Here is a 5,900-nt window from a genome sequence, read left to right as displayed (position 1 = left end):
TTGCTATGCGATATAGCAGTGGCTATATTGGCAGCCATGAACACTGTCGCGCCCACCGACTCTCCGGCCTCCACCGCGGCCAGCCTGGGTGCGCTCAACGCGTCGATCGCCGTACCCGAAAAGGGCCACTGGTGGTTCCGGCTGCTGGCSTTCCTGGGCCCSGGCTACATGGTGTCGGTGGGYTACATGGATCCGGGCAACTGGGCGACCGATCTCGCAGGTGGCTCACGCTTCGGCTATCTGCTGCTGTCGGTCATCCTGATCTCCAACCTGATGGCGGTGATCCTGCAGGCGCTGTCGGCACGGCTGGGCATCGCCACCGGCATGGACCTGGCGCAGGCCTGCCGTGCGCGCTACCCCAAGCCGGTGAACCTGGCGCTATGGGCGTTGTGCGAAGCGGCGATCATCGCCTGCGACCTGGCCGAAGTGATCGGCACGGCCATCGCGCTGAAACTGTTGTTCGATCTGCCGCTGCTGTGGGGCGCGGTGATCACCGCGCTGGACACGCTGCTGGTGCTGCTGTTGATGAACCGCGGTTTCCGCGCGCTGGAAGCCTTCGTGATCGCACTGCTGCTGGTGATCTTCGGCTGCTTCATGGTGCAGATCGCGCTGGCCGCGCCGCCGGTGATGCAGGTGCTGGGCGGTYTCATTCCGCGCGCGCAGGTGGTCACCGATCCGCATGCGCTGTACATCGCCATCGGCATCATCGGTGCAACGGTGATGCCGCACAACCTGTACCTGCATTCTTCCATCGTGCAGACCCGTGCCTATCCACGCACCGATGAAGGCCGTCGCAGCGCGCTGCGCTGGGCGGTGACCGACAGCACCTTTGCCTTGACCCTGGCGCTGTTCATCAACGCCAGCATCCTGATCCTGGCGGCGGCGGTATTCCATGCCAACGGCCGCTTCGATGTGGAAGACATCGAGCAGGCGCACCAGTTGCTGGCACCGATGCTGGGCGTCGGCCTGGCCTCGACATTGTTCGCAGTGGCACTGCTTGCTTCCGGCTTGAACTCCACGGTGACCGCGACACTGGCCGGGCAGATCGTGATGGAAGGGTTCCTGCGCCTGCGCCTGCCGCCGTGGCTGCGGCGGCTGATCACCCGCGCGCTGGCGATCATTCCGGTGGTGGTGGTCATCATGCTGTTCGGCGACCAGGGCGCGGTGAAGCTTCTGGTGCTGAGCCAGGTGGTGCTGTCCATGCAGCTGCCGTTCGCGATCATCCCGCTGGTACGCATCGTGACCGACAAGGTGACGATGGGCGCGCTGGTGGCGCCGCGCTGGCTCGGCGGCATCGCCTGGGTGATCGCGCTGGTGATCGTGGTGCTGAACGTGAAGCTGCTGGTGGATACGTTCGCAGCCGGTTGATCCGCGCGGTGGGAATCCGCCGGGCATTGCCCGGCGCTACCGCTGGCGACCTGCAGTAGATCCACGCCATGCGTGGATGTGGCATTACCGGCGCTACAGRAACTCCGCGATGGCCGCTTCGATCTGCTGCGGCGACTGGAAACCCGGCATGCGCATGCGCTCGTCACCGTCCAGGAACAGCGACAACGTAGGGGTCTGCCGCAGGCCCAGCTCGCGGAAGAACGCCTCGCCCACCACCTCCAGCTGCACCCGCAGCAGGGTCGTGCCCTGCCCTGCAGTGCCGCTGGCCACCCGCTGCAGCGACATGTCCAGCATCCGGCAGCCCGGGCACTGGTCCTTGTGGAAGTCCACCAGCACGCGTGGATGGTCGGCCAGCAACTGCTGGAACTGCTCAGGCGTGGTGGCGTCGATGATCTGCATCGGTGGTACTCCAGTAGTGATCCAGGACCGCATCGGTCCAGGTATCGATGGCCGCGGCATGCCGCCGGCCATGTGGCATCTGTTCGATCTCCAGCGGCGGGTAGCCACTGTGGAAATAGCGGATCAGCCGGTGCACCGCACCGCAGTAGTACTCCTGCCCCCACTGCGTTTCACCGGTGCCGAACACCGCCACCTGCCGCGGCCGCTGGCCGCGCTCGGCGATGCCTGCCACCCAGGCCTTCATCTCCGACGGTGTGCGCCCGGCGTTGTCGGTCCAGCAGCCCAGCAGCACCAGGTCAGCCTCGTCCACCGGCAACGGCGGGGCCTGGCGCAGGTCGTCGGCCTCCTGCCAGTGCACGGCGTGGCCTGCGGCCCGGCAACGCGCGGCGATGTGGCGGCCGAGCTCACGGGTGTTGCCGCTGAGCGACGCCACCACGATCAGGATGCGCAGCGCCGGGCCGCGCTCAGAGGTCGTCGAAGCCGTTGTCGACGTTGGTCTTCTTGTAGCTTGCATTGCGCATCTCGAAGAAGTCGGTCTTGGTCTCGGTGAAGTTGTCGGCGTAGGCCTTGATCCACGGCATCACGTTGTCGGCGGTGTCGCTGTACAGGCGCTCGATGCCGAGCATGCCGGCCATCTTGTTGGCGCGGTACTTCACGTAGCGCACCATCTCGTCCACGTCGATGCCATCGATGCCATCCAGCACCTCCGCCGACCACTGGGTTTCCAGTTCAATGGCGTGTTCGAACGACTGGTGCACGTAGGCGGTCAGCTCGTTGGTCTGCAGTTCCGGGTTCTCGCCGATGATGGCGCGGATCAGCTCGCTGATGAACTTGGTGTGGGCCAGTTCGTCACGGTTGATGAAGCTGATGATCTTGCCGGTGCCGTTCATGCGGTTCTGCCGCACCATGTTGTAGAAGTACGCGAAGCCGGAATAGAAGTTGATGCCTTCCAGGATCGAGGACTGGATCAACGACTTCAGCAGGGTTTCGGCGGTCTTCTCGCGCATGAAATCGTCATAGGCCCCCATGATCGGCGCGTTGCGCTTGATGATGGTGGGATGGGTGCGGGCGATCTCGAAGATGCGGTTCTGGTTGGGCAGGTCGGTGATCGAGGCCAGCACGTAGCTGTAGCTCTCGTTGTGGATCACCTCCTGCTGGCCGATGATCGCCGCGTTGGCGTGCGCGGCCGGATCGGTGATGTACTCGGCGACGTTGTAGATGAAGCGCGTCTGCGGCGAATCCAGCGTGGCCAGCAGGCCGATGATGGAATCGTAGGCGTTCTTCTCGCGCGCGTTGAGCTCGCCGTACTGGCGTGCATCCACCTTCATGTCCACTTCGTCGGGGATCCAGAAGTTGGTCGACAGCTCCTTGTAGGCGCGRTAGAACGACGGGTASGGRATGTCRTTCCAGTTGAGGATGCCGCTGGTGCGGCCGTTGATGATGCCGGTGCTGCGGTTGGGGTGGCGCGGTTCGAGGATCTTGATGCGGTCCAGGGGTGTTGCCATGGTCTTTCCTGCAGAGGTAGCGCCGGGCCATGCCCGGCGGAAGGTAAGGTGCGGTGGCCGCGCGCTGCGCTCGCCGGGCCTGGCCCGGCGCTACCGCGGTTGGAGCGCAGCGATCAGCTCGAGCACCACTCGCATTCGCTGATGTCGATGTCGTTGGAGCGCACGTAGTAGGTGGTCTTCAACCCTTCCCGCCAGGCACTCAGGTGCAGCTCCAGCAGGGTGCTGGCGCGGATCGTGCTGGGCACGTACAGGTTGAAGCTGATCGACTGGTCCACATGGCGCTGGCGGCGTGCGTTCTGCCGCACGCTGGCGAACTGGTCGACCTTGTAGGCACCCTTCTCGTAGTACGGCCAGGTGTCCAGCGACAGGCCAGGCGCGGCCACCGGTCGCCGGAAGTCCTTCTTTTCCTCGTAGTAGAACGCGCTGTAGATCGGGTCGATCGACGCGGTGGAGCCGGCGATCTGCGCGGTGCTCATGTTCGGCGCCACCGCCAGCAGCCAGCCATTGCGCAGGCCGTTGGTCGCTACCTCGCGCGCAAGACTGTCCCAGGCCGCGCCACTGTAATCGCGGTCACGGAAATAGTTGCCGTTGTGCCAGTCGCTGCCGGCGAACATCGGATAGCTGCCCTTCTCCTTGGCCAGCAGATCCTCGGGGGCGGTGATGGCACGGCCGAGGTTGATCGACGACAGGTTGCAGACCACGAAGTCGCCCGCGCGGCGGGTGGTGACGATCTGGTCGCCGCTGACGATCTCCTGGATCATCCGCGTCGGGCTCATGTTCTGCAGGATCTCGGTGCAAAGGTTGCTGGAATAGACCATGCCCGCATGCTTGTTCGGGTTCTTCCGGTTCACTTCGTCGCGGTAGAACAGGAACGGGTTGCCGGTTTCCAGCTGGCTGAGCATGATCCGCTTGAACAGGTCGATCGCCTTCACCGTGCGACGGCTGATGCGTTCGTCGGCCACCAGCTCGGCGTAGCGGTCACGGAAACTGCCCTGCCCTCGCTTCTCGTCGTAGAAATCCTGCAGGTACCAGCCCTTGGCCTGCTTCACCTCGTGCGGATCGAACAGGTACCAGTCGRCACGGCGCTCGACGGCCTCCATGAACAGGTCCGGCACGCAGATGGCGGTGAACACATCATGCGCACGCAGGCGCTGGTCGCCGTTGTTCAGGCGCAGGTCCATGAACGCCTCGATGTCGCGGTGCCAGATGTCCAGGTACACCGCCACTGCACCCTTGCGCTGGCCGAGCTGGTCGACCGACACCGCCGTGTTGTTGAGCTGCTTGATCCACGGCACCACGCCGCCGGACGAGTTGGGCACGCCGCGGATCGGCGCGCCACTGCTGCGCACGTACCCCAGGTACGCACCCACGCCCCCACCGTGCTTGGACACGCGGGCGATATCGGTGTTGGAGTCATAGATGCCCTGCAGGCTGTCGTCCACCGTGTCGATGAAGCAGCTCGACAGCTGGCCGCCGACCTTGCCGGCATTGGCCAGGGTCGGCGTGGCCACGGTCATGTACAGGTTGGACAACGCCCAGTACGCCTCGCCCACCAGCTGCATGCGGCGCACGCGGCCGCTCTCACCAGCCCCGCCCTCGTTCTGCATCAGGTACAGGGCAATGGTCAGCCAACGTTCCTGCGGCAGCTCATACACCTCGCGGCTGCGATCGGTAGCCAGGTAGCGCGTGGCCAGCAGGTACAGCCCGTTGTAGGCGAACAGACGATCGCGCTCGGGGTCGATCATCTCGCCGGCCTGCTGCAGCTCTTCCTTCGAATAGCAGCGCAGGATGTCATTGCTGTAGATGCCGCGGTCGGCCAGGCTTTCCTGCAGGCCCACGTAGGAACCGTACTTCAGGCTGACATCGTAGAAGCGGTTGCGGCTGGCGCGCTTGTAAAGCCGGCGCAGATACAGGCGTGCAGCGAACTGTTCCCACTGCGGCGCGACAAGGTCGACGCGCGATTCCGCTTCGCGGATCAGCAGATCCACCAGATCATCGGCACTGATGCTGGGCTTGCGTTCGACCATCGCCAGCACCACGCGGCGATAGTCGGCCACATCCAGCTGCGGCAGGTCGGCGTGGGTGGTGTCGATGCTGCGCAGCAGGCGCGCCGCATCGAACGGCAGGCGACGATTGCCGGCTTCCTTGGTGATCCAGGTCGGCACGCGCTCGCCGCTGGCGCGCATGGCGTCGCCGGCGCCGGCCAGGTCGGCCACGCGGAAGGTACTGTCGGTCATGGTGGTGGAACTCCAGGCTCGTGCGCGCGTCGGCGTCCGATGCCATGGCGGCCCTGCACGCGATACCGGCGCACGGGGCGAACGGGTGAAGTGCCAAGGGGCGGGAACACAGGTCGTCGGCATCTGCCTGCGCCTGCGGCCGGTATCCGGGCCGTGGGGGCGACCTGCGTCCGCACGGTGGCGGCCGCGTCGACACGGCAAGCCTTCAGGGGCGGGCCGCGGGACGTTTGCTGCATGTCCGGCGGCGGCGGCTGACCGGGAGTGACAGCCACAACATAGTGGGGATATTCCGAGCCGTCAACACAAGATGCGGTGATCGCGCGCCAACGCGACCATCGGTCGCAGGATGCCGTGTTGCACGTGCGCGGCC

At 65.3% G+C, this 5,900-nt stretch carries 5 protein-coding genes; 1 reads left to right on the top strand and 4 read right to left on the bottom strand.

Annotated features, from left to right (window positions below):
- The first annotated feature begins 36 nt into the window (after nt 1-36).
- Nucleotides 37-1,368 (top strand): Nramp family divalent metal transporter, encoded by a 1,332-nt coding sequence (locus AC1VAN_RS08680; RefSeq protein WP_480985636.1) that lies wholly within the window; start codon nt 37-39, stop codon nt 1,366-1,368.
- Between the two features lie 93 nt (nt 1,369-1,461).
- On the opposite strand, the gene AC1VAN_RS08675 is transcribed toward AC1VAN_RS08680, so the two are convergent.
- From AC1VAN_RS08675 to AC1VAN_RS08660, 4 genes are all read right to left on the bottom strand, one after another.
- Complete coding sequence (locus AC1VAN_RS08675) at nt 1,462-1,788, bottom strand: thioredoxin family protein (protein WP_032975313.1); 327 nt, start codon at nt 1,786-1,788, stop codon at nt 1,462-1,464.
- Nucleotides 1,760-2,239 (bottom strand): flavodoxin, encoded by a 480-nt coding sequence (locus AC1VAN_RS08670; protein WP_032975359.1) that lies wholly within the window; start codon nt 2,237-2,239, stop codon nt 1,760-1,762. The genes AC1VAN_RS08675 and AC1VAN_RS08670 overlap by 29 nt, the downstream gene beginning before the upstream one ends.
- 13 nt (nt 2,240-2,252) lie before the next feature.
- Nucleotides 2,253-3,293 (bottom strand): ribonucleotide-diphosphate reductase subunit beta, encoded by a 1,041-nt coding sequence (locus tag AC1VAN_RS08665; RefSeq protein WP_032975312.1) that lies wholly within the window; start codon nt 3,291-3,293, stop codon nt 2,253-2,255.
- A 113-nt stretch (nt 3,294-3,406) separates the two neighbouring features.
- Entirely contained in the window at nt 3,407-5,479 is a 2,073-nt protein-coding gene (locus AC1VAN_RS08660; RefSeq protein WP_480985635.1) for a ribonucleotide reductase N-terminal alpha domain-containing protein, read from the bottom strand.
- Nucleotides 5,480-5,900 lie beyond the last annotated feature (421 nt).

This window comes from Stenotrophomonas sp. 05L44_2, assembly GCF_056665995.1.
Note: the sequence above shows the minus strand (reverse complement) of the source record. Positions and strands in the feature narration are given on the sequence as shown.